The organism is Micromonospora sp. LA-10 (genome assembly GCF_051853095.1).
Lineage (GTDB): Bacteria > Actinomycetota > Actinomycetes > Mycobacteriales > Micromonosporaceae > Micromonospora > Micromonospora echinospora_A.
Genome location: NZ_CP195710.1, coordinates 633,610 through 654,153 on the forward strand (window position 1 = coordinate 633,610; position 20,544 = coordinate 654,153).

A 20,544-nucleotide genomic window follows, 5' to 3' on the forward strand; every position below is an offset into this window, starting at 1 on the left:
GTCAGAGCGCCGCGACCGCGGCCGACTCGGGCGGCAGCTCGATGCCGTCACGCATCACCGTGACGCCCTCGGACGTGGCGAGCAGCACCCGGCGTACCACCCCGGGCAGGTTGATCCGCTGCGCCCGGTCGGCGAGGTTCGCCACCACGAGCGTGTCGCCGCGCCGCATCACCAGGAACCGGTCGCCGTGGCGTACGTCGACCCGGTCCAGCCGGGGGTCGGACAGGTCGGCCCGGGAGCGGCGCAGCGCGATCAGCCGCCGGTAGAGGTCGTACGTCTCGTGGTGCTCGGGCTTGTCCAGCTCGGCCCAGTCGAGCCGGGAGCGCAGGAACGTCTGCGGGTCCTGCGGGTCGGGCACGTCGTCGGTGGCCCAGCCGTGGTCGGCGAACTCGCGCCTGCGGCCGGTGGCGACCGCCGTCGCCAGCTCCGGCTCGGGGTGGCTGGTGAAGAACTGCCACGGCGTGGTGGCCGCCCACTCCTCCCCCATGAACAGCATCGGCGTGAACGGCGCGGTCATCAGCAGCGTCGCCCCGACGCGCAGCAGCCCGGGCGACAGCGTGGCGGAGATCCGGTCGCCGGTGGCCCGGTTGCCGATCTGGTCGTGGTTCTGCAGGTACGCCACGAAGCGGTAGCCGGGCGTGCGCTGCCTGTCGACCGGGCGGCCGTGGCTGCGGCCGCGGAAGCTGGACCAGGTGCCGGCGTGGAAGAACCCGCCGGTCAGCACGTCGGTGAGGCATTCCAGGGAGCCGAAGTCGCCGTAGTAGCCCTGCCGCTCGCCGGTGAGCAGCGTGTGCAGCGCGTGGTGGGCGTCGTCGTTCCACTGCGCGTGCAGGCCGTACCCGCCCGCCTCCCGGGGCGTGATGAGGCGCGGGTCGTTGAGGTCGCTCTCGGCGATCAGCGACAGCGGCCGGCCCAGGTGCGTCGACAGCGCCTCCACCTCGGCGGCGACCTCCTCCAGCCAGTGCACGGCCCGGCCGTCGGGCATGGCGTGCACGGCGTCGAGCCGCAGCCCGTCGACGTGGTAGTCACGCAGCCAGCCCAGCACGCTGTCGGCGATGTAGCGGCGTACCCCGTCGGAGTGCGGGCCGTCCAGGTTGACGGTGCGGCCCCAGGTGTTGCTCTGCTCGGTGAGGTACGGCGCGAACCGCGGCGCGTAGGCCCCGGAGGGCCCGAAATGGTTGTAGACGACGTCGAGGATCACCCCCAGGCCCTTGGCGTGGGCGGCGTCGACGAACCGTTTGAGGCCGTCCGGGCCGCCGTACGGCTCGTGCGGGGCGAACCAGCAGACGCCGTCGTAGCCCCAGTTGTACTCGCCGTTGAACGCGTTCACAGGCAGCAGCTCGACCATGTCCACGCCGAGGTCGCCCAGGTGGTCGAGCCGGGCGATCGCCGCGTCGAACGTGCCGTCGGGGGTGAACGTGCCGATGTGCAGCTCGTACAGCACGCTGCCGGGCAGCTGCCGGCCGGTCCACGCGGAGTCGGTCCAGTCGAACGCGGCGTGGTCGTAGAGCCGGCTGGGCCCGTGCACGCCGGCCGGCTGCCAGGCCGAGCGGGGGTCGGGCAGGGCCTGCTCGTCGTCGTCGAGCAGGAACGCGTAGTCGGTGCCCGGCCCGGTGCCGGGCACCTCGACCCGCCACCAGCCGTCCGGCCCCTGACGCATCGCGTGGTCGGCGGCGCCGGGCAGGCGCAGCCGCACCCGGGCGGCGTCGGGCGCCCACACCGTGAACTCGGTCATGCGGCGGCCTCCACAGAGTCGGTGGGTGCGAGGAGGGCGACGGGATAGGTGCTCAGCAGATCATCGAGGAGCAGCTCAGAACCACTGTAGACCCGTCCGGTGAACAAGTCGGTGCGCTCGTGAACGGGAAGTGACAGCGCCGTGTCCCGCCAGCCGCCGGAGCGGGCCAGCCGCAGCGGCAGCCGGGTCGCCACCGCGACCGCGCCACCCCTGTCGAAGGCCACCGCGTGCGCGGCGGCCGGGCCGCGGACCGGCACCGGCCGGTAGCCGCCGAACAGGTCCGGGCGGTCGCGGCGCAGCCGCAGCGTCCGGGACACCACGAGCAGCTTGGCCGCGCCGTCGGCGGCCACCTCGGGCCGCCGGCCGGCGTCGAGCCGGGCCAGCATGTCCCGGCGTACGGCGAAGTCGACAGGCCGCCGGTTGTCCGGGTCGACGAGCGAGTTCTCCCACAGCTCGGTGCCCTGGTAGACGTCGGGCACGCCGGGCATGGCGAGCTGGACCAGCTTCTGCCCGAGCGCGTTGGACCAGCCGGGCGGGGTGATCTCGGCGGCGAACGCGGTGATCTGGGCGTGCAGTTCCGGGTCGTCGTACATCCGGTCGACCAGGGCGTGCAGCTCGTGCTCGAAAGCCGGGTCCGGGTCGGCCCAGCTGGTGGCGACCGACGCCTCCCGGGCGGCCTTCTCGGCGTACCCGTGCAGTCTCTCCCGTTCGATCGGCCAGGCCCCGACGGCGGTCTGCCAGAGCAGGTGGGCCAGCGCGGGGTCGGCCAGCGGCGCGCGCGACATCCAGTCGGCGACCCGCTCGGCCCAGCGGCCGGGCAGCTCGGACAGCACCGCGAGCCGGGCGCGGACGTCCTCGCCGCGCTTGGTGTCGTGGGTGGACAGCGTGGTCATGCTCGCCGGCCAGCGCACCTGCCGGGCGGCGGCGAAGCGGTGCAGCTCGGCCGCCGGCACGCCGAAGTGGGCCGGGCTGCCGCCGACCTCGTTGAGCGCGACGAACCGGCTCCACCGGTAGTACGCGGTGTCCTCCACGCCCTTGGCCATCACCGCGCCGGTCAGCTGCGGGAACCGGGCGGCCAGCTCGTGGCCGGGGTCGCGCAGCCGCGCGGTGACCTGGTCGAGCACGCCGGTCAGGTCGGGGCGGCGACGGCCGGCCTCGGCGCGGGCGGCGGCCAGGTGGCGAGCGCCGGAGGGCGGGTAGCCGCGGTAGACCGGGAAGCACGCGGCCAGCTCGGCGAGGGCGGCGCGGACCTGCTCGCCGGGCAGTTCGGGCACCAGCGCGGCCAGCCGGGTCAGCTCGGCGGCCAGCAGCCGGGTGGCGGCCTCCAGCTTGGTGGCGTGCGTCAGGTCCTCCCAGGACGTGTGCCGCCCGGTGAGCCGGCCGTCCAGCGTGGTGAAGTCCGCCTCGGCGTCCGGGTCGACGAACAGCCCGGACACGGCGGCCAGCGCGTCGTAGCCGGTGGTGCCGTCGACCGGCCAGTCCGGCAGGTCCTCGCCGTACTCCAGGATCTTCTCCACCACGAGCCAGCGCTCCGGCGCGGCGGCGCGCAACCGGGCCAGGTAGCCGGCCGGGTCGCGCAGCCCGTCCGGGTGGTCGACGCGGATGCCGTCGACCTCCCCCGCGTCGACCCAGCGCAGGATCTCCGCGTGGGTGGCGTCGAACACCTCCGGGTCCTCCACCCGCAGGCCGGCCAGGTCGGAGACGGCGAAGAACCGGCGGTACGTCAGCTCGGCGTCGCCGCGCCGCCAGTTCACCAGCTCGTAGTGCTGCCGGTCGTGCACCTGGCGGGGCGTCCCGTCGCCGGTGCCGTCGGCGACCGGGAAGCGGTGCTCGTGGTAGCGCAGCTCCCCGTCGACGAGCTTCAGGTCGTCCAGGGCGCCGGCGGTGTCGGCGAGCACCGGCAGCAGCAGCCGTCCCCGGTCCCAGTCGATGTCGAACCAGCGCGCGTACGCCGAGTCGCGTCCCCGCCGCAGCACGTCCCACCAGGCCGGGTTGGCCTCGGGTCGGGCGACGCCGGCGTGGTTGGGCACGATGTCCACGACCAGGCCCAGCCGGGCCGCGCGCAGCGCCCGGACCAGCCGCGCCCGGGCGGCCTCGCCGCCGAGCTGCGGGTTGACCGCGCGGTGGTCGACCACGTCGTAGCCGTGCGCGGAGCCGGGCGTGGCGGTGAGCAGGGGCGCGGTGTAGAGGTGGGTGACGCCGAGCGCGGCGAGGTAGCCCGCCAGCTCGGCCGTGGCGTCCAGGTCGAAGCCGGGCCGCACCTGGACCCGGTAGGTCGAGCGGGGGGTGGCGGGCATGGGTCAGGCCGTCCTCTCCAGGACCAGCAGCGAGCGGTCCGGTACGCACACAGTGCCGCCCGCCTCGACCAGTGTCGTCTTCTCCGGGTCGGGTTCCGCGGTGTTGATCACCAGTTCCCACCGGCTGCCGAACTCCTCGCCGGGCAGCGTGAAGTCCAGCGCCGCGTCGTGCGCGTTGAACAGCAGCAGGAAGGAGCTGTCGCGGTGGCGCTGGCCGTACTGGCCGCGTTCACCGATGCCGTCGCCGTTGACGAACAGGGCCACCGAGCGGCCGAAGTCGTTGCCCCAGTCCTCGCCGGTCATCTCCCGGCCGTCCGGGGTGTACCAGGCCAGGTCCGGCAGCCCGGAGCCGGCGGCCCGGCCGCCCACCGGCAGGCCGGTGAAGAACCGGCGGCGGCGGAACACCTGGTGCTGGTTGCGGAACTCGGTGAGCCGGCGGACGAAGTCCAGCAGCTCGCTGTCGGCCCGGTCCCAGTCGACCCAGGCGAGTTCGCTGTCCTGGCAGTAGGCGTTGTTGTTGCCTCCCTGGGTGCGGCCCAGCTCGTCGCCGTGGCCGAGCATCGGCACGCCCTGGGACAGCATCAGCGTGGCCAGGAAGTTGCGCCGCTGCCGGGCGCGGAGCGCGCGTACGCCCGGGTCGTCGGTCTCCCCCTCGACGCCGCAGTTCCAGGACCGGTTGTGGCTCTCGCCGTCCCGGTTGTCCTCGCCGTTCGCGTCGTTGTGCTTGTCGTTGTAGGAGACCAGGTCGGCCAGCGTGAACCCGTCGTGGCAGGTGACGAAGTTGATGCTGTGGAACGGGCGGCGGCCGTCGTCCTGGTAGAGGTCGGCGGAGCCGGAGATGCGGGAGGCGAACTCGGCGAGCGTGGCCGGTTCGCCGCGCCAGAAGTCGCGTACGGTGTCGCGGTACTTGCCGTTCCACTCGGTCCACTGCGGCGGGAAGTTGCCGACCTGGTAGCCGCCGGGGCCCACGTCCCACGGCTCGGCGATGAGCTTGACCCGGCCGACGACCGGGTCCTGCTGCACCACCTCGAAGAACGTGGACAGGCGGTCCACCTCGTAGAACTCGCGGGCCAGCGTGGCCGCCAGGTCGAACCGGAAACCGTCGACGTGCATCTCGGTGACCCAGTAGCGCAGCGAATCCATGATCAGCTGCAGGGAGTGCGGGCTGCGGACGTTGAGGCTGTTGCCGGTGCCGGTGTAGTCGACGAAGTAGCGCCGGTCGGACTCCGAGAGCCGGTAGTAGCTGGGTGTGTCGATGCCCTTGAAGCTCAGCGACGGCCCGAGGTGGTTGCCCTCGGCGGTGTGGTTGTAGACCACGTCGAGGATGACCTCGATGCCGGCGGCGTGCAGCGCCTTGACCATGCCCCGGAACTCCTGCACCTGCTGGCCGAGGCGGCCCAGCGCGGAGTAGCCGTGGTGCGGGGCGAAGAAGCCGATGGTGTTGTAGCCCCAGTAGTTGCGCAGCCCCAGGTCCGCCAGGCGGTGGTCGTGCACGAACTCGTGCACCGGCATCAGCTCCACCGCCGTCACGCCGAGCCGCTTGAAGTGCTCGATCATCACCGGCGAGGCGATCGCCGCGTACGTGCCGCGCAACTCCTCCGGGATGCCCGGGTGACGCATCGTCAGCCCGCGCACGTGCGCCTCGTAGATCACCGAGTGGTGGTACGGGGTACGCGGCGGCCGGTCGTTGCCCCAGTCGAAGTACGGGTTCACCACCACCGACTTCGGCATGTACGGCGCCGAGTCGGTGTCGTTCATCCGGTCCGGGTCGCCGCCGACCTCGTAGTCGTAGACCGACGGATGCCAGGTGACCTCCCCGTCGACCGCCTTCGCGTACGGGTCGAGCAGCAGCTTGTGCGGGTTGCAGCGCACCCCGTTGGCGGGGTCCCACGGGCCGTGCACCCGGTAGCCGTAACGCTGGCCGGGCTCGACGCCGGGAATGTAGGCGTGCCAGACGTACGCGTCGACCTCGCGCAGCTCCACCCGGCGCTCGGTGCCGATGTCCCACTCGTCGAACAGGCAGAGCTCGATCTTCTCCGCCACCTCGGAGAAGATCGCGAAGTTGGTCCCCATCCCGTCGTACGTGGCGCCGAGGGGGTAGCTCTCGCCCGGCCAGACCTGCATGTCGCTCCTTCGGCCCATGATCGTGAGCGCATCGGACAGGGGGAACCGCCGATGCGCACGCCGGTGATGCCCAGTCGTCGCCGCGGCCAATCCACCCGTTCGGACCGTAACCGAATCCACCCTCCTGAGAACGGATAGACGTTCGGGTGTCATCCGTCACGATCGCCCTTTTCGAGATGCGCGTCGGCCGCCGATGGACTTTCCTGGATCCGGACCTGCGCCCGCGGGCCCGCCCGGCCGTTCGGCCATCCCCCACCACCGCTCGACGCCGCCATCGCTGCCGGCGTGCCTCACCATGCATGGACGGAGATCGACGTGACCACTCTGCGGGTCGGCGCTCAGCCCGCCACCGCGACGGACCGGCTCCACCGGCCCACTCTCACCTCCCGCCCGGCCCCGCCGTCGCCGGCCGGGGCCGCGCCCCGGACCCGGCGCATCCTGATGCTGTCGTGGGAGTACCCGCCGGTGCTCGTCGGCGGCCTCGGCCGCCACGTCCACGCGCTGTCCGTGGCGCTGGCCGCCGCCGGGCACGAGGTCACAGTCGTCACCCGCCACGCGGAGGGCGCTCCCCTCGAGGAGTACGCCGACGGTGTGCGCATCGTCCGAGCCGCCGAGGACCCGGTCACCTTCCCCCTGGCCACCGGGTCGCTGCTGGCCTGGACCATGGCGTTCAACCACACCCTGACCCGGGCCGCGCTGCGCGCCGCCTCCTCCGGCGCCTATGACGTGATCCACGCCCACGACTGGCTGGTCGCGCACACCGCGATGACGTTGCGCGAGCACCTGGACGTGCCGCTGGTCAGCACGATCCACGCCACCGAGGCGGGCCGGCACCAGGGCTGGCTGCCGGAGGAGATGAACCGCACCATCCACGGCGTCGAGCACTGGCTCGCCGGCGAGTCCGGCCGCGTGATCGTCTGCTCCGGCTACATGCGCGACGAGGTGGGCGCGCTGTTCGGCGTGGACGCCGCCCGCGTCGACGTGGTGCCCAACGGCGTCGAGCCGCACCGCTGGCGGGTGCCCGCGTCGGCGGTCGCCGCCGCCCGCGCCCGGTTCGCCGCCGACGGCCCGCTGGTCACGTTCGCCGGGCGCCTCGTGTACGAGAAGGGCGTGCAGCACCTGCTGGCCGGGCTGCCCCGGCTGCGCGACCGGCACCCCGGGCTGCGCGCGGTGATCGTCGGCGACGGGCCGTACCGGGCGGACCTGGAAGCCGAGGTGCACCGCCTCGGGCTGGGCGGCACCGTCAGCATGCCCGGGTTCCTCGGCGGCGCCGACCTGCCCGCCGTGATGGCCGCCTCGGACTGCTTCGCGGTGCCCAGCATCTACGAGCCGTTCGGCATGGTGGCGCTGGAGGGGGCCGCCGCAGGCGCGCCGCTGGCGGTGGCCCGTACCGGCGGGCTGGCCGAGATCGTCGAGCCGGACGTCACCGGGATGACGTTCGCCCCGCACGACCCGGACGGGCTCGCCGAGGCGGTGCACGCGCTGCTGTCGGACCGGGACCGGGCCCGTGTGCTCGCCCGGCGGGCCCGCGCCATGGTCCACGAGCGGTACGGCTGGGCGGCCATCGCGTCCCGCACCGCCGGCGCGTACGCCGCCGCGATCGCCGCCGACCCGTCCTTCACGGCCACCCGCGCCCAGCACCGCATGGCCCACGGCCAGCCCACGCCGCGCGTCCCCGAAGGCAACCTCCTCACCGCCGCCGGCTTGCGGTAAGGAAGGGCCCCCTATTAACGCCTGGGGTAGAGGAAGGGCCCCTTGTTAACGCCCTCCACCCCGGTGCACACGACGGAGGCCGCCGACCCTGCTCGGGTCGGCGGCCTTCGTGGTCCGCGTGTTAAAAGGGGGCCCCTCCTCTACCGGAGGCGTTAACAAGGGGCCCTTCCTTGCACGCTCAGCGCTTGTCGGCGGGGACGTAGTCCCGCTCGGTGGCGCCGGTGTAGATCTGCCGCGGGCGACCGATCTTGGTCTCCGGGTCGTTGATCATCTCGCGCCACTGCGCGATCCAACCGGGCAGGCGGCCCAGCGCGAACAGCACCGTGAACATCTTGGTCGGGAAGCCCATGGCCTTGTAGATCAGGCCGGTGTAGAAGTCCACGTTCGGGTAGAGCCGGCGGGACACGAAGAAGTCGTCGGCGAGCGCGATCTCCTCCAGCTGCACCGCGAGGTCCAGCAGCGGGTCCGGCTTGGACATCCGGCCGAGCACGTCCTGGGCGGCCTTCTTCACGATGGCGGCGCGCGGGTCGTAGTTCTTGTAGACCCGGTGCCCGAAGCCCATCAGCTTCACGCCGTCCTGCTTGTCCTTCACCTTCTGCACGAAGGAGCGGACGTCGCCGCCGTCGGCGTGGATCTTCTGGAGCATCTCCAGCACGGCCTGGTTGGCGCCGCCGTGCAGCGGGCCGAACAGCGCGTTCACGCCGGCCGAGACCGAGGCGAACAGGTTGGCGTTGCTGGAGCCGACCAGCCGCACGGTCGACGTGGAGCAGTTCTGCTCGTGGTCGGCGTGCAGGACGAACAGCATGTCCAGCACCCGGGCGATCACCGGGTCGACCTCGTACGGCTCGGCTGGCACGCCGAAGTTCATCCGCAGGAAGTTCTCGACGTAGCCGAGCGAGTTGTCCGGGTACAGCAGCGGCTGGCCGATCGACTTCTTGTACGCGTACGAGGCGATGGTCGGGACCTTCGCCATCAGCCGCACGGTGGACATCTCCACGTGCTCGGAGTCGAACGGGTCCAGGCTGTCCTGGTAGAAGGTGGAGATGGCGCTGACGGCCGAGGAGAGCACGGCCATCGGGTGCGCGTCACGGGGGAAGCCGTCGAAGAACCGGCGCATCTCCTCGTGCAGCAGCGAGTGCCGCCGGATCCGCTCGCTGAACTCCGTCAGCTGCGTCTGGGTCGGCAGCTCACCGTAGATCAGCAGGTAGGAGACCTCCAGGAAGGAGGACTTCTCGGCCAGCTGGTCGATCGGGTAACCCCGGTACCGCAGGATGCCGGCATCACCGTCGATGTAGGTGATGGCGGACGAGCAGGACGCGGTGTTCACGAAACCGGGGTCGTACGTGGTCATCCCGGTTTCCTTGAGCAGCTTGCTCACCCCGATCCCGGCGGGGCCCTCAACCGCGGACTGCACCGGCATCGACAGCTGCCCACCGGGGTGGTCGAGCTTGACTTCCGTCATCTGTTCCTCGCTTCGCCGGCAAGATCTTCGTTGAATTGCCTTCGCTTCTACCGTAATCACGGCGCGGAGAACACCGCTCGTCATGGTTTCGGGGTGAGGTGTGCGTCACCTGTTTCCCGGCCAGGCGGTCCGGAAACCGGTTGGGAGCGCGACCATGGGCGCCGGCGGAGGGCCCGTCACGACAGCGTGAGCCGCCGCAGCGACCCGTCGTCGCCGACCCGGTAGAGGTCGAGCCGGTTGGTGCCGGCGGCGAAGAGCCGGTCGTCGGGGAGGAACGCCGCGAACCGCCGCCCGCCGGCGTCCGGGGGCACCACGGGCACCACCGCGCCGACCGTGCCGTTCACCGCGACGGCGAGCCGGGCGCCGTCGGGCACGTCGTCCGGGACCGTCCCCCAGACCAGCGCGGGCAGGCCGCCGCGCGCCGGGTCGACGGCGTCGAACGCGCCCCGGTCGGCCACCGTGGCGGATCCGCCGACCGGCACGTCGGCGACCCGGGTGCCGACGAGCGGGTCGACGGGAACGGGCGGGAGCGGGGCGGGCACCCCGCCGGTGATCGTCACCGGCTGGCCGGGGCGGTCGTAGAAGCGCTTGTCGGCCCGCTCGCGCGGGGCGGCCGCGGCGGACCGGCCGTCCATCCGCCAGGGCACCCGCATGTGGGTCTCGTCGGCGATCGTGGGCAGCAGGTCCACGTGCTCCCAGTTGCGGTCGTCCACCCGGCCGGCGCGCTGGCCGGGTTTCTTGACGAACATCGGCACCCAGGCCACCTCGTTCGCGGCGTGGTCGATGGCGTCCATTCCCCGCCCCTGCCAGTCCCGCCGGAAGCTCACGCCGTGGTCGGCGGTGACCACCACCAGCGACTTGTCGTAGAGGCCGGTGGCGCGCAGCGTGCGCAGCGTCTCGCCGATCAGCCGGTCGGTGTAGCCGAGCTGGGCCAGGTGCCGGGCGCGGGCCAGGTCGACCCAGCCGGGCCCGTCGTTCGGCAGGTCCTCGGGCGCGGCGTAGTGCGCCCCGGACGGCAGGTACGCCCACGGCGAGTGCGGCATCAGCAGGTGCAGGAAGTGCAGCGTGGGCCGGGGGTCGGGGCGCAGCCCGGCCAGGAACGAGGTGAACCGGGCCGGCTGGTTGTCGTCCAGGGTGTCCCAGCGGAACTTGGGGTCGTCCGGCACCGGCTCGGCGGCGTCCAGGCCCGCTTCGGCGGCGGTCCGCTCGCGGTAGGAGTCCTCCGGGTCGACGCGGCTGTCCACCGGCGCGGCGATCCGGCCCATCAGCTTGCCGCTCTCCCGGACCAGCACCCCGAGCCCCTGTTCCGGTGTCGTTGCCTGCTCGCAGCGGCTCGGCGGGCAGAGCCGGGTGATGCTCTCCTCGGCCTTGATCCGGTACAGGCCGCCGAGCGCGGTGAACAGGTTGTCCGGGTACTGCGAGTAGTGCGGCGCCACGCCCCGTTCCGGGTAGCGCCCGGTGAGCATCGCGGGCAGCGCGTAGGGCGTCCAGCCGCTGACGCCGGTGGCGTTGCGGTACCAGGTCGACCCGTCGGCCAGTGCCGCGAAGTTCGGGTAGCGCTCGGCGTCGATCCGGCCGTCCGGGCCGAGCAGGGAGACCAGCGGCAGCTCGTCCAACACGATCATGACCACCGGCGGGTGCGCGCCCGCGCCGGCCACCCCGGCCGCGCCGCCCTCGCCGCGCGGCAGCACCACCGCCGAGGCCGGCGAGGCGAACAGGAACAAGCCGACGAACACCAGCGGCCCGGCGGCGGCGACCCGCAGCACCCGCCGGGGCGCCCGCCACCGCCGGTGCGCGGCCGCTCCGGCGGCTCCGGCCACACCGGCGACGACAAGCAGGGGTACGCCCCGAAGCGGCGTGACGTGCCGGCCGACCTGGACCGCCAGCGCGGCGAGCAGCAGGCCGACGAACGCGGTGTGCACGACGGCCCGGACGAGGCGTCCGGCGGGCAGCGCGAGCGCGCCGAGCAGCGCGAACACCGTCGTCGGCGCGAGCGCGATCAGGGCGACCAGGAGCAGCACGTCGCCGCGGGAGGCGCGGTGGAACAGGAAGAAGTCGGGGCTGCGGCCGAGCACGTCGAGCAGCGGCTGGGTGACCACCAGCCCGACCAGTGCCGTCACCTCCGCCAGTCGCGCCGCCTCGGACCGCCACCAGAGCCGGTGTTCCCGCCGGGCCGGGCCGGCCGCGTGGTCCCGGGGTGGCGCGAGGGTGCGCTCAGCCACCCACCACCACCTGGTAGAGCGTGCGGGTGCCGGACGGGAGCTCGGTGCGGGCGACCACCCGGCCCTGGCGGGCCAGCAGCGCCTCGAAGGCGTCGCGCCGGTAGTCCGGGAACAGGCCGTCGGGCTTGTTGGCCAGCAGGCGGCGGGCCATCGGGTCGTCCGGGTGGACGAACTCCACCACCAGGCTGCCGCCGGTGGCGGTGAGCGCGGTGAGCTGGTCCAGCACCTCGGGCAGCGGCACGTTGCGCCCGATCGCCAGGTGGTGCACGACGGCCAGGGCGAGGACGGTGTCGGCGCGGGCCCGGTCGGCGAACGCGGCCCGCTCGACGCCACGCCAGCCGCCGCCGGGCGACGGGTCGGCCAGGTCCATCACCAGCGGCAGGATCCGCGTCTCGCCCTCGTCGCGCAGCGCGCGGTAGAGCGTGTCGACCACCGCCGGGTCCTGCTCGACGGCGACGATGTGCGCGGCGTGGCGGGCGGCGATGCGGGCGTACCGGCCGTCGTTGGCGCCCAGGTCCAGCGCCGAGCCGCCGCCGGTGGCGGCCACCGCCCGGTCGACGAACTCCTCCTTGGCCTGCCGGTCCGGCACCGAGTACGCGCAGGTGCGCTGGTAGTCCGACCAGTGGCTGCCGCCCGGCCGGTGGTCGAGGCGGCGGACCAGTTTCGTCAGTCCGCGTACCGTGGCCAGCGCCAGCTCGCGGGAGAAGCCGGCGGCGCGCAGCTGGGCGCGGACGTCGGTGGTGCTCGCGGCGGAGTTGCGGGCCTGCATCGCGCCGTGCAGATGCACGTGGGTGGGCACGCCGGCCCGCCAGCGCCGGGCGCCGCCGAACAGCCGCCGCATCTGGTCCGGCTCGACGCCGTCGACGCGGGCCCGCAGGAACGGCTGGAAGTCCAGCCCGAGGTGGGCCTGGATCAGCAGCGGGTAGAGCAGCGTCTGGCAGAACTGCCGGTACCCGGCCCAGGGCTCGCCGTCGCGCAACGCCTCGAACGAGCCGACGTCGATGAAGACGGGCCGGGCGCCGCGCCACTGCACGTTGTACGCCGAGCCGTCCTTGGTGGTGAAGCCGGCCTCCAGGGCGGCGCGCAGCACGTCGAGGTGCAGCAGCGCCGCGTCGCGCAGCATCGCGGACGACCACTCGTAGGGGTGCGAGACGAACGGGATCCGTTCGTGCCGCAGCACCGCCGCCCACGGCGTGTCGACGGGGACCGGGGTCAGCTCCTCGGTGGCGACGATCTGCCCCTGCTCGGCCGCGCGGCGGAAGAAGTCGGTGACGGACAGCGCCCGCCAGTCACGGGCGGAGCGCTCGTCGAGCCCGCGCAGCACCTCCTCGCCCCGGTGGAACACCCGGTTGCCGGGGTCGCGGAAGGAGCCGGGCTCGACGCGGACGCCGGTGTCGTGGAGCGTCACGCCGCGGGGCCCTGGTCGCTGGGCTGACGGCGGAACCGGGACACCAGGCGGCGCCAGTAGAGCTTGGCGGCCACGGCCACTCCGGCCACACCGCCGACCACCGCCTGCACGATGAGACTGCCCGATCCCGCGTCCAGGTAGGCCAGGTGGGTCACGGCTGCTTTCCTTCCGTCGCCGGTCGTCGGTGCGCGCCCGGAATGCGAGCTTTTATGCTTCGCGCCGGACTTGTCCCCCACCGTAACGCCTCGGGCGCCGCACGCGCGGCCACAACCGGCCACTCGTCCCCCGTCCGATCCGTTCAAGACGGGCCGGTCCGGTCGCGCCTACCGTGGCGCCATGACACCGCAGTTCGATCTCGTCGGGGCCGTGGTCACCGACATGGCCCGCACACTCGACTTCTACCGGCGGCTGGGGCTGCCGATCCCGGCCGGCGCCGAGACGGAAGGACACGTGGAGGTCACCCTGCCGAACGGCGTACGGCTGGCCTGGGACACGGTCGAGGTGATCCGCAGCTTCCACCCCGACTTCGACCCGTCCGGCGGCAACAACCGGATGAGCCTGGCCTTCCGGTGCGCCGACCCGGCCGAGGTGGACCGCTGGTACGCCGAGCTGACCGCCGCCGGCCACCACGGTGAGCTGCCTCCGTGGGACGCGTTCTGGGGCCAGCGGTACGCGGTCCTGCACGACCCGGACGGCAACGGCGTGGACCTGTTCGCCCCGCTGCCGGCGGGCGACTGACCGCCCGCCCGATCAGGCGGTGGCCGGGGTGAGCAGCCGCGACGGGGGCACCCCGGCCAGCTCCCGCACCTCGCGGGTCAGGTGGGCCTGATCGGCGTACCCGCTGCGCGCCGCCACCTCGGCGAGCGGCGCGCCGGTACGGGCCAGGTCCAGCGCGCGGCGCATCCGCAGGATGCGGGCCAACGTCTTCGGGCCGTACCCGAACAGGGCCCGGCTGCGCCGGTGCAGGGCCCGCGCGCCGAGGCCGACCTCGGCGGCGGTCGCGGCCACAGTGGCCCCGGCGGACAGGCGTCCGACGATGCGCGCGCCGAGCGGGTCGGGGCCGCCGGCCTCGCGCAGCCGATCCCGGGCCACCCGCGTCAGCACGGCAGCGGCGGCGTCAGTTCCATCGCTGCCGGCCGGCGCGGACAGCGTCGTCTCGACCCGCTCGGCCACCTCGACGGCGGCGCGGCCCCACAGGTCGGCCAGCGGTACGCGGCGGTCCCGCAGCTCCTCGGCGGGCACGCCGAACACGGCCGGGCCGGTGCCCGGCGGCAGGCGCAGCCCGATCCACAGGTCCCCCGGCGCGGACCGCGACAGGTGCGCGGTGCGGTCCGGACCGGCCACCAGCAGTCCGTTGCGGCTGGACCAGAGCAGGTCGGCGCACCCGTCCGGCAGCACCCGCGTCTCGCTCCCGCCGGACACGCTGCTCCACAGCACCGCGCCCGGAACCCCCGCTGCCTCCCACTCCCGGTACACGCCCTCAACCCTGCCACCCACCCCGTCGATCATGAAGTTGACGCCACCGGCGTCCGGCGTGTCGCGCCGTCAACCTCATGATCGACGGGGTGTTCGGGGTGGGTCAGGGGCGGTGGTGCATGGCCAGGCGGAGCAGGAGGAAGCGCAGGGCCGTCGCGGCCAGGTTGGCCACGACCAGGACGGTCAGCTCCAGCGCGCGGCCCGGACGGGTGGCGGCGTGCAGGGCGGCGAGGGAGCCGCTGGTCAGGGCCAGGCCCAGCGCGAACGCCAGCAACCCCTGGAGGTGGTGCCGGCCGGCATGCCGGCGGCCGCTGACCCCGAACGTGAGCCGCCGATTGGCCGCCGTGTTCGCCACCGCCGTGAGCAGCAACGCCAGCAGGTTCGCCGGCTGCGCCCCGAGCGGTCCGCGGGCCAGCAGGAACAACAGCAGGTACGCGAGCGTGCTCGCCACGCCCACCGCGGCGAACCGGACCAGCTGGCGCGGCAGGCCGGCCGGCACGCGCGCCGGCGCGGCCGGCAACGGACCCCGGCCGAGCTGGGCGCGCAGCTGTGCCAGCGGCAGCGCCCCGGTGGCCAGCGCCCGGCCCAGCCGGCCGATGCCCCGCAGGTCGGCCAGCGCGGTGGCGACGATGTCGACGCGGCTGTCCGGGTCGTCCACCCAGTCCACCGGCACCTCGTGGATGCGCAGCCCGGCCCGCTGCGCCAGGACCAGCAGCTCGGTGTCGAAGAACCAGCCGGTGTCGCGTACCAGCGGCAGCAGCTCGGCCGCCACGTCGGCGCGGATCGCCTTGAACCCGCACTGCGCGTCGGAGAACCGCGCCGCGAGCGTGCCGCGCAGCAGCAGGTTGTAACCCCGCGAGATCACCTCCCGCTTGGCGCCCCGCACCACCCGGCTGGTCCGCGCCAGCCGGGTGCCGATGGCCAGGTCCGAGTGCCCGGAGATGAGCGGCGCCACCAGCGGCAGCAGCGCGGCCAGGTCGGTGGACAGGTCCACGTCCATGTACGCGAGCACCGGCGCCGGCGAGGCCGACCACGCGGCGCGCAGCGCCCGCCCGCGTCCCTTCTCGTCCAGGCGCAGCACCCCCACCCCGGGCAGCTCGTCGGCGAGCGCCCGCGCCACCGCCGGGATGCCGTCCACGCTGGCGTTGTCGGCCACCGTGATCCGGAACGGGTACGGGAAGTGCGCGGTCAGGTGCGCGTGCAGCCGCCGGACACAGGGGCCGAGGTCGGTCTCCTCGTTGTAGACCGGCACCACCACGTCCAGCACCGCGCCGCCGGCGGCGGGCCGGGCCTGCACTGCGGCCCGGGGCGCGTACGTGTCAGTCATCGCTCAGCCCTGCTTTCCGCTGCTCAGGTCGTACACGGTCACGCCGTCGACGGTGGTCGCGGTGAAGGTGTCGGCGACCCAGGCGGCGATCTCGGCCGAGGCGTTGCTGCCGCCGTTGGCGCGGAACCCGCCGCCGCCGAGGAAGTAGTGGATCCGCCCGTCGGCGACGTACCGCTGGAACTGGGCGAGCGTCGGCGACGGATCGCTGCCGTTGAAGCCGCCGATCGGCATGACCGGCCGGCCGGTGGCCAGCTGGTAGCCGGAGGCGTTGTTCGAGCCGACCGTGGCGGCGACCCACGTGTAGTCGTCGGCGTCGGCGGTGAGCAGCGCTGTCATCTCGGCGCTCGGCTCACGGGCGTCGAGCAGCCCGCCCATGCCCCCGCCGCGCTGGCCCCGGCCGCCCGGTCCCATGCCACCCTCCGGACCGGCGCCGCCGGTGCCGGTGCCGCCGGTGCCGGTGCCGCCGGTGCCGGTGCCGCCCGGCGCGCCCGGGGCCGAACCACCGCCCGGGAAGCCGGGGAATCCACCGGCGTTCGCCCCGCCGCCCGGGCCGGTGCCGTCCGGACCCGTGCCGTTGGAGCCGGTGCCGTTCGGGAAGCCCGGGAAGCCCGGGAACTGCCCGTTCCCGCCGCCCGGGCCACCGGGGAACTGCCCGTCCCCGCCGCCCGGCATCCGCCCGCCCGGTCCACCACCCGGCCCCCCGAAGCCGCGCGCTCCGGCCGGCCCGGCGCTCGGAATGGCGCCGCTGTGCGGGGTGGCAGCGGTCTGCATCGCGTACGCGGCCGGCCCGGCCAGCGCCACCGCGATCCCGGCGACGGACACCACCGGCACCACCCACCGCACAGCCCGCCCGGCAAACCCGGCCCGGCGCCCCGCCGCCGCCCCCGCCTCGGAGTTGACCAAGGGCTTTGCGTCACCCTGAACGCCGTTCCCGGACACAAACTCCTTGATCACCGGGGCGGGCGGGGAGCCCGGGGCGGGCGGGACGGTCCGGCGGGTGAGGAACGCCGGCGCGGCCAGGAGGACGGCTGCGGTCAGGCCCACTGCGAGGACCGTGGGACGCAGCCAGGGGTGCCAGTCGGGGGTGCGGCCGAGCAGGCGCCAGGACCACCAGGCGGTGACCGCGAGCGTCGCGGCCATGGCCAGCGTGGCGGCGAACCCACGCCAGCGGGCCGGTGTGGCCGAGCCAGGTGCCGCCGAATCCTGCGCGGCGGACGCCATCGCCTCGGCGGAACGGGCCCGCCACAGCACTGTGACGCCGATGCCGACCAGCGCGCCGACGGCCGGGGCCAGGGCGACCGTGTAGTACGCGTGGAAGATCCCGGACATGAAGCTGAAGATCAGTCCGGTGACCAGCAGCCAGCCGCCCCAGAGCAGCAGACCGGCCCGGGTCCGGTCGGTACGTGGCGCCCGCCCGGCCAGCCACAGCCCGGCGACCAGCATTATCAGCGCGGCCGGCAGCAGCCAGGAGATCTGCCCGCCGACCTCGGTGTCGAACATGCGCAGCAGCCCGGTCTGACCGGAGAACGGTCCACCGCCGCCGGGCCGTCCACCGCCACCGCCGACGCTGCCCACCTCGTCGCCGGTGATCCGGCCCAGGCCGTTGTAGCCGAGCGTCAGCTCCAGGATGCTGTTGTTCTGTGAGCCGCCGACGTAGGGGCGGGCGCTCGCCGGCACCAGTTCCACGACCGCCACCCACCAGCCGGCGGAGACGACCACGGCGAGCCCGGCGAGCAGGAGCTGGCGGATCCGCCGTCCGAGGCCGGTCGGCGCGGCCAGCAGGTAGACCCCGGCGAAGACCGGGATCACCAGGAACGCCTGGAGCATCTTGGTGAGGAAGCCGAAGCCGACGAGCACGCCGGTCAGCGCGATCCACCGGGTGCTCGCAGTCTCGACCGCGCGCACTGTGGCGTACGCGGCGGCGACCAGCAGGAACACCAGCAGCGCGTCCGGGTTGTTGAACCGGAACATCAGCGTCGCCACCGGGGTGAGCGCGAGCACCGTCCCGGCGAGCAGTCCGGCGGCCGGTCCGTACCAGCGGCGGACCGTCGCGTACAGCACGCCGACCGAGGCGACGCCGAGCAGCGCCTGCGGCACCAGGATCGACCAGCTGCTCAAGCCGAAGATCCGCACCGACAGCGCCATCAGCCAGAGCGAGGCCGGGGTCTTGTCCACGGTGATCGAGTTGGCCGCGTCGGACGAGCCGTAGAAGAACGCGGTCCAGTTCTGCGACCCGGCCTGCACGGCGGCCGAGTAGAACGCGTTGGCCCAGCCGGATGCGCCCAGACTCCACAGGTAGAGCAGCGCGGTGGCGACCAGCAGGCCGAGCAGGGCCGGCCGGGCCCAGCGGTCGGCGTGGGTCTGCGGGGGTGCGGGCGCAGGGGCCGGCTCGGTGCCGGGTGAATCGGCCGTGGGCGCGGTCGGCAGGGTCTCGGTTCTGTCCATGCCGGCAAGCCTCGGAGCGCCCGCTGACCCGCTCCCGTCAACGGGCTATGCGTCGGCTGTGGATTCGGGCAGCCAGACCGTGAACGCGGTGTGGCCGGGCCGGCTGACCACGTCGACCCGGCCGTGGTGGGCCTCCACCACGGCGGCGACGATGGCGAGGCCGAGGCCGGTGCTGCCCTGCGCGCGGGAGCGGGAGCTGTCGCCGCGGGCGAACCGCTCGAAGACCTCCGGCTGCAACTGTTCCGGGATGCCCGGCCCGTCGTCGGTGACGCGCAGCTCGACGCCGCCGGGCGCGGACGCGAGCCGGACGGTCACCGTGGTCCCGGCCGGGGTGTGCACCCGCGCGTTGGCGAGCAGGTTCGCCAGCACCTGGTGCAGCCGGTGGGCGTCGCCGGTGACGGTGAGCGGCTCGTCGGGCAGGTCGAGCTGCCAGCGGTGGTCCGGGCCGGCGACGTGCGCGTCGCTGACCGCGTTCACCGCCATGGCGGTCAGGTCGACCGGTTCGGTGCCGAGCGGGCGACCGGAGTCCAGCCGGGCCAGCAGCAGCAGGTCGTCGACGAGGCTGGTCATCCGGGTGCTCTCCGACTCGACGCGGCGCAGCGCGTGCGCCACGTCGGGCGGGACCTCCTGGCGGCCCCGGCGGGCCACCTCGGCGTACCCGCGGATGGCCGCGAGGGGGGTGCGCAGCTCGTGGCTGGCGTCGGCGACGAACTGGCGTACCCGGGTCTCGCTGGCCTGCCGGGCGGCGAGCGCGGCGGCGACGTGGCCGAGCATCCGGTTGAGCGCGCCGCCGACCTGCCCGATCTCGGTACGCGGGTCGGTGTCGGCGGCCGGGACCCGCACCGACAGGGCCACCTCGCCGCGGTCCAGCGGCAGTTCGGTGACCCGGGCGGCGGTGGCGGCGACCCGGTTGAGCGGGCGCAGCGTGGCCCGGACGACGAGCGTGCCGAGTGCGCCGGCGATGACCAGGCCGGCGCCGATCACCCCGGCCTGGGCGACGAGCATCCACATGACGGTGTCGTCCACCTGGGCCGTCGGGATCGCGAGGACCAGGACGTCGCCGTCGCCGCGCGGCGAGAGCATCGCGACCGCCCGGTACTCGCCCCGGTTCCCGACGACGACGGTGCGCGGGCGTTCGCCGACGGGTACGCGGGCCAGCGCGGTCAGGTCGGCGGCGGGCACCTCCTCGCTGTCGCCGTTGCCGGACCGGACCCGGCCGACGGGTTCGGCGGCGGCGGGCACCCGGACCGCGATCGAGCCCGGCGGGAAACCGCCCGGGGGCGCGGGCGCCACCTCGTCGGAGTCCGGCAGGGCGGGCCGCTGGTCCGGGCGCGTCGGATCCATGCCCCGCCGCGCCCAGCGTTCGAGGTCGTCCGGGCGGCGGTCGCCGAAGCTGAGCTGGTTGTCGATCTGGTCGATCAGGAAGTGCCGCAGCGCCACTGTGGTCAGGCCGCCGATGCCGAGGCTGACCAGCGCGAGCAGCGCCACCACGGAGAGCACCAGCCGGCGGCGCAGCGACCAGCCGGCCAGGCGGCGGCGCAGCCGGCCGCGGCCCTCACTCGGCGGGCTTGAGGACATAACCCGCCCCACGCAACGTGTGGATCATGGGTGCCCGGCCCGCGTCGATCTTCTTGCGCAGGTACGAGATGTACAGCTCGACCACGTTGGCCTGGCCGCCGAAGTCGTAGTTCCAGACCCGGTCGAGGATCTGCGCCTTGCTGAGCACGCGGCGCGGGTTGCGCATGAGGTAGCGCAGCAGCTCGAACTCGGTGGCGGTGAGCGTGATCAGGTCGTCGCCGCGGCGTACCTCGTGGCTGTCCTCGTCGAGGGTGAGATCGCCGACGGTCAGCACCGCCTCCTGGCGGGCGGCGACCGCGAAACCGGAACGGCGCAGCAGCGCGCGCAGCCGGGCGATCACCTCCTCCAGGCTGAACGGCTTGGTGACGTAGTCGTCGCCGCCGACGGTGAGCCCGGCGACGCGCTCCTCCACGGCGTCGCGGGCGGTCAGGAACAGCACCGGCACGCTCGGCGACTCCTCGCGCAGGCGGCGCAGCACCTGGAAGCCGTCCAGGTCGGGCAGCATCACGTCGAGCACCACGGCGTCCGGGCGGAACTGGCGGGCGGTGCTGATCGCCGCCATCCCGCTGCCGGCGGTCGCGACCTGCCAGCCCTCGTACCGCAGGGCCATCGAGAGCAGGTCGGTGAGCGTCGGCTCGTCGTCGACCACGAGCACCCGCACCGGCTCGCCGTCCGGTCGGTGCAGCTCGATGCGGCCCTGCGCGGCCTGCCCGTTCATGACCATGCCCCCATCGTGGGCGGACCCGCTGTCGCCGGG

The 20,544-nt window shown here is 74.0% G+C and carries 14 protein-coding genes; 2 read left to right on the top strand and 12 right to left on the bottom strand.

Translation table 11 applies throughout. From position 1 onward, the window contains the following. Nucleotide 1: 1 nt before the first annotated feature. Genes treZ through glgX form a run of 3 tightly spaced genes read right to left on the bottom strand, consistent with a single transcriptional unit; the run spans nt 2 to nt 6,156 of the window. Entirely contained in the window at nt 2-1,735 is a 1,734-nt protein-coding gene (gene treZ / locus ACSDG8_RS03095; RefSeq protein WP_210942644.1) for a malto-oligosyltrehalose trehalohydrolase, read from the bottom strand. Further along, complete coding sequence (gene treY / locus ACSDG8_RS03100) at nt 1,732-4,032, bottom strand: malto-oligosyltrehalose synthase (RefSeq protein ID WP_439427628.1); 2,301 nt, start codon at nt 4,030-4,032, stop codon at nt 1,732-1,734. Before treY ends, treZ begins: the two co-directional genes overlap by 4 nt. Nucleotides 4,033-4,035: 3 nt before the next feature. Continuing rightward, nucleotides 4,036-6,156, bottom strand: a complete 2,121-nt coding sequence (glgX, locus tag ACSDG8_RS03105) for a glycogen debranching protein GlgX (protein ID WP_210942645.1) — start codon at nt 6,154-6,156, stop codon at nt 4,036-4,038. A gap of 315 nt (nt 6,157-6,471) precedes the next feature. On the opposite strand from glgX, the gene ACSDG8_RS03110 reads away from it, so the two are divergent. Further along, nucleotides 6,472-7,869 (top strand): glycosyltransferase family 4 protein, encoded by a 1,398-nt coding sequence (locus ACSDG8_RS03110; RefSeq protein ID WP_210942646.1) that lies wholly within the window; start codon nt 6,472-6,474, stop codon nt 7,867-7,869. A 178-nt stretch (nt 7,870-8,047) separates the two neighbouring features. On the opposite strand, the gene ACSDG8_RS03115 is transcribed toward ACSDG8_RS03110, so the two are convergent. The 4 genes from ACSDG8_RS03115 to ACSDG8_RS03130 form a co-directional block, all read right to left on the bottom strand. Further along, nucleotides 8,048-9,331 (bottom strand): citrate synthase, encoded by a 1,284-nt coding sequence (locus ACSDG8_RS03115; protein WP_210891383.1) that lies wholly within the window; start codon nt 9,329-9,331, stop codon nt 8,048-8,050. A 176-nt stretch (nt 9,332-9,507) separates the two neighbouring features. Continuing rightward, nucleotides 9,508-11,553, bottom strand: coding sequence for a sulfatase-like hydrolase/transferase (locus tag ACSDG8_RS03120; RefSeq protein WP_210942647.1), 2,046 nt, complete (start codon nt 11,551-11,553; stop codon nt 9,508-9,510). Beyond that, nucleotides 11,546-12,961 (bottom strand): methyltransferase domain-containing protein, encoded by a 1,416-nt coding sequence (locus tag ACSDG8_RS03125; protein WP_210942648.1) that lies wholly within the window; start codon nt 12,959-12,961, stop codon nt 11,546-11,548. Before ACSDG8_RS03125 ends, ACSDG8_RS03120 begins: the two co-directional genes overlap by 8 nt. Further along, nucleotides 12,958-13,116 (bottom strand): hypothetical protein, encoded by a 159-nt coding sequence (locus ACSDG8_RS03130; RefSeq protein WP_013286005.1) that lies wholly within the window; start codon nt 13,114-13,116, stop codon nt 12,958-12,960. Before ACSDG8_RS03130 ends, ACSDG8_RS03125 begins: the two co-directional genes overlap by 4 nt. A gap of 181 nt (nt 13,117-13,297) precedes the next feature. Between ACSDG8_RS03130 and ACSDG8_RS03135 the strand changes: the two genes are divergently transcribed. Next, nucleotides 13,298-13,699: a VOC family protein gene (locus tag ACSDG8_RS03135; RefSeq protein WP_043324537.1), complete on the top strand. Its 402-nt coding sequence runs from the start codon at nt 13,298-13,300 to the stop codon at nt 13,697-13,699. Nucleotides 13,700-13,711: 12 nt separating this feature from the next. On the opposite strand, the gene ACSDG8_RS03140 is transcribed toward ACSDG8_RS03135, so the two are convergent. From ACSDG8_RS03140 to ACSDG8_RS03160, 5 genes are all read right to left on the bottom strand, one after another. Next, a complete protein-coding gene (locus tag ACSDG8_RS03140; protein WP_210942736.1) occupies nt 13,712-14,437 on the bottom strand; it encodes a helix-turn-helix transcriptional regulator in 726 nt (241 codons plus the stop codon). A gap of 103 nt (nt 14,438-14,540) precedes the next feature. After that, nucleotides 14,541-15,764 carry a dolichyl-phosphate beta-glucosyltransferase gene (locus ACSDG8_RS03145; RefSeq protein WP_439427629.1) on the bottom strand — a complete coding sequence of 408 codons (1,224 nt, stop codon included), beginning with the start codon at nt 15,762-15,764 and terminating at the stop codon, nt 14,541-14,543. A 3-nt stretch (nt 15,765-15,767) separates the two neighbouring features. Next, nucleotides 15,768-18,209, bottom strand: coding sequence for an ArnT family glycosyltransferase (locus ACSDG8_RS03150; RefSeq protein WP_210942649.1), 2,442 nt, complete (start codon nt 18,207-18,209; stop codon nt 15,768-15,770). Between the two features lie 45 nt (nt 18,210-18,254). Next, the gene (locus tag ACSDG8_RS03155; protein WP_439427630.1) at nt 18,255-19,787 is read right to left on the bottom strand and encodes a HAMP domain-containing sensor histidine kinase; all 1,533 of its coding nucleotides are present in this window, start codon (nt 19,785-19,787) and stop codon (nt 18,255-18,257) included. Next, nucleotides 19,765-20,511 carry a response regulator transcription factor gene (locus ACSDG8_RS03160; protein WP_043324544.1) on the bottom strand — a complete coding sequence of 249 codons (747 nt, stop codon included), beginning with the start codon at nt 20,509-20,511 and terminating at the stop codon, nt 19,765-19,767. The genes ACSDG8_RS03155 and ACSDG8_RS03160 overlap by 23 nt, the downstream gene beginning before the upstream one ends. Between the last annotated feature and the right edge of the window lie 33 nt (nt 20,512-20,544).

Excerpts from the sequence above, each read along its gene's own strand:
- ACSDG8_RS03160 (WP_043324544.1), bottom strand. The coding sequence starts at position 20,511 with ATGGTCATGAACGGGCAGGCCGCGCAGGGCCGCATCGAGCTGCACCGA.
- treY (WP_439427628.1), bottom strand. The coding sequence starts at position 4,032 with ATGCCCGCCACCCCCCGCTCGACCTACCGGGTCCAGGTGCGGCCCGGC.
- ACSDG8_RS03155 (WP_439427630.1), bottom strand. The coding sequence starts at position 19,787 with ATGTCCTCAAGCCCGCCGAGTGAGGGCCGCGGCCGGCTGCGCCGCCGC.
- ACSDG8_RS03135 (WP_043324537.1), top strand. The coding sequence starts at position 13,298 with ATGACACCGCAGTTCGATCTCGTCGGGGCCGTGGTCACCGACATGGCC.
- treZ (WP_210942644.1), bottom strand. The coding sequence starts at position 1,735 with ATGACCGAGTTCACGGTGTGGGCGCCCGACGCCGCCCGGGTGCGGCTG.
- ACSDG8_RS03150 (WP_210942649.1), bottom strand. The coding sequence starts at position 18,209 with ATGGACAGAACCGAGACCCTGCCGACCGCGCCCACGGCCGATTCACCC.
- ACSDG8_RS03145 (WP_439427629.1), bottom strand. The coding sequence starts at position 15,764 with ATGACTGACACGTACGCGCCCCGGGCCGCAGTGCAGGCCCGGCCCGCC.
- ACSDG8_RS03115 (WP_210891383.1), bottom strand. The coding sequence starts at position 9,331 with ATGACGGAAGTCAAGCTCGACCACCCCGGTGGGCAGCTGTCGATGCCG.
- glgX (WP_210942645.1), bottom strand. The coding sequence starts at position 6,156 with ATGCAGGTCTGGCCGGGCGAGAGCTACCCCCTCGGCGCCACGTACGAC.